This window comes from Flavobacterium sp. (genome assembly GCF_044369455.1).
GTDB lineage: Bacteria > Bacteroidota > Bacteroidia > Flavobacteriales > Flavobacteriaceae > Flavobacterium.
Map to the genome: position 1 here is coordinate 1 of NZ_JBIPLW010000065.1, position 3,118 is coordinate 3,118.

Consider the following 3,118-nt stretch of genomic DNA (forward strand, 5'->3'; position numbering starts at 1 on the left):
CAATCTTGTACTCGCTGGCCATACTCTAGCTGATGAGCCAACTAGCGAGCAGCCGTTGATTGGCTACACGGAACTGCAAACCAATCTGCCAGGTGGACGGCATGCGAACGTGCGTACAATGCGCGCTACGGTGGTTCGAGCGGATGGATCGGGCCGAGCGAGGATCGCCGATGAACTCGCTGACGAGACCGATGCGTGGACTCAGTTCGCAGGCTGGTCGCCGGACGGAAAACAGGCGATTGTATCTCGCGGGTGGCAAGACGCAGAGAACGCGAATTGGGAACAAGAGCATAAGACTTTTCGCATGGAGCCTAAAAAGTGGTTGCTCGATTCGTGCCTGGTCAATATTGCAACAGGCAAGGTTTCGAACCTCACAGCCGTGGATCGAGTCAGCCACTACAATAGCGGTCTGTTTTTCATGCCTGAAGTGAAGACACTCGGCTCGGCGGCCCAAGCGACGACCAATAGGCTTGGCTTCACGCCACTGATCAACGGAGTGTCGAAACCTTTTGTGATGGATCTTGACGGCCGCAACAAGCAGGATCTGTCAAGCACGAACGCGGGGTTTACCTACGGATACAGCGCGTCGCCGGATGGCAATCTCATCAGTTATCATGAGAACTATCAGGTCTACATCGCCAGAGCAGATGGCTCGGAGAAGCGGCATATCAATACCGGTCATCCCTTTGACTTCGGCCCACGCTGGTCGCCCGATGGAAAGTGGCTGCTGTTTGTCAGTGGCGAGCATTACGACTGCCATCCGCATATCGTTCGCGCCGACGGCATGGGCTTGAAGAAGCTCGCCGATCGAGCCGGTTATCGCGGCGTGACGGAGTTCATCGATGTCGATGACTTCCACGGAGGAAGCAGCGACGTGCCGGTCTGGTCGGTGGATAGCCAGTCGGTCTTCTACACTGCCAAGGTCGGCAACAACGTTGAGCTTTTTCAGATCACGCTGGACGGTGTGAACATTCAACTTACCAAGACGCCCGATGGCACAACGCACTATCATCCTACCCCGTCAGGGGACGGCAGGCAGTTGCTCTATGGTTCGAAACGCAATGGTGTCCGGCAACTGTTCGTGATGACCCTCGCCGATCTCGGCGAGACGCAACTCACCCATCTCAAGATCGGCTTCGGAGCCATGTGGCCGCACTGGCAACCTGCTGAATCTGCCCAATCTCTACCCATCCCGTAAACGAAGCCGCCAAGGCTGTCGGCGAATTCGATTGCAATATTCCGAAACTCTTGGCGAGTTCCGCTACCGAAATCCCTTCGCGTCGGTTGCCAAACTCTTCTCCGTTGCGGCGCTAGTTACTCCATTCCTAATTTCTGTCGCCCCCGCGTGGTCAAGCGATTGGAATTCCATCCGGGTTCCCAGGTTTGTTCGAAAACGACTTGCCTAACACCTGAGACCTTCATCAGTCGCTCGCGAATGGGTACGGACACGGTAGGATGCACAGAGATAGAACCGTCAACAAAGTACTCCAGTCGCGGTCGTCCTCGATGAGGCATTGCCATCACAAGTGTTACGACGTCACCTCGGACTCGAACGTCGTAGATCATACCGAGCTCGACGATATTGATGTCTGCCGTATAGAGCTGGGCATCTTTGCAATCAAGAAGAGCTTTCCAAATTGCTGACTTCAATTGCGAGTAGTCACCCGCTTCACCCGGTCTCGCAAGTCGACGTTCTGCGGCCTGACCGGGATTAACATCAATGGTTGACGCAATATTCATCGGTGAAATAACGCTTGCAGATAAGATGAGCGGATTCACCAGACAGCGACGCAGTGACTCGATCTCCTTCGCCCCAGTCGATTCCGAAAATGGCAACGCGAGATATGCGTTCTTCTGCTTCAATTCTGCTCCCGCGGGTACGTTTTTGACTGGTAGAGGGTAGCGACTCCAGACGCTACCATGCCAGCGATAGAACAAATTCGGTGCACCATTGTGTTTAAGTTCTGGAATGCCCGTCGCCGAATGGTCGATAAAAAGAGCCATGAAAGAGTCTTTGGTATCCTTATTGAAGAAGCCGACTCCCCACAGATTCTCGGATTGATCCGCAGGTACATCTCCCGTGTGCAGATTGCCCTCGGCATTCATCCACAGCTTGTCCGTAAAGGATTGACCAGAAAAGACCCATTCATCATCCCGAAGTGCTTGTGCGGAAAAGTCCTGAATGGCCTTCATGGAACCGATCTTGTGGAACCATGGCAAACCGGAATAGAAACGATACTCGACATCCACCTTGAGTCGACTTGGTGAATAGATGGGGTGGACGGGCGAGTATGGGAAACCCCAACGTCGGATGATTGTGCATAACGGACCTCGAATGACCTCGTAGTCCGGGCAGGTATCCCAAAGCGAGATTCGTAGCTTCTGAAAGCCGTCCTCATCGACATAGTCATGAGCCCAATCGATGCCGGGTGGCTCGCCGTGCCCTTCACCACCTGAATACAGTTCGAGCCCGTGTTCTCGACGGAGGATGAGTCGCTCCAATTGTCCAGTTTGCCGTGAAAGAACCGCCTTAAAGTGAGCATTGGAGATATCCAATCCGAAACCTTCACCTTGGGCCAAAAGATCGGAAGGATACTCAGGCAGTTCTGCATCGGAGTTGCCATAAAAAACGAGAATCTGTTGTTTCTGTTTTGGAAGACTGTCGACCATGAGAATTATCTTGCAATGCCGTTGATTGCCTCTTCGAACTTCACCGTACACTTGGCATGGCAGTTCGACGAGCCGACCAAGACTCACTTTGGCCACGCGAATCTCACGAACCAGCGAAGTAACTTGATCGGCAGGAAAGCTCAAGGAAATTTCTATCGGCTCGGAGTGGCGAGATTCGCCTGCCGACTCTTCCACCGTGATCGTTTTGAAGTACTTCCAACCGCGAGCCCAACCTCTCCAATCCGCGGTCAATTCCGCAACCGCTTGCCACTGATTCGTCTCGACGAGCGATGCGGTAGGCGGTTGCACCTCCAGTTGCGTTTGCAGGACGGAATCGCGTAGCGAATGGGTGAGCGATCGAGCTAAATCGAAGTCTTGATTTTCCCATGCAGCTTCCAGCAAACGCATTTTGGTCGCAAAGGAATCGCTACGGCGTTGAGCAGCCGTT

General features: G+C 53.6%; 2 protein-coding genes. One reads left to right on the forward strand and one right to left on the reverse strand.

All coding sequences use genetic code 11. The annotated features are described in order from the left end of the window. The coding region (locus ACIQ2L_RS14215) for a hypothetical protein (protein ID WP_396159990.1) at positions 1-1,198 on the forward strand (1,198 nt) is incomplete at its 5' end. 116 nt (positions 1,199-1,314) lie between these two features. On the opposite strand, the gene ACIQ2L_RS14220 is transcribed toward ACIQ2L_RS14215, so the two are convergent. Then, the coding region (locus ACIQ2L_RS14220) for a metal-sulfur cluster assembly factor (protein ID WP_396159992.1) at positions 1,315-3,118 on the reverse strand (1,804 nt) is incomplete at its 5' end.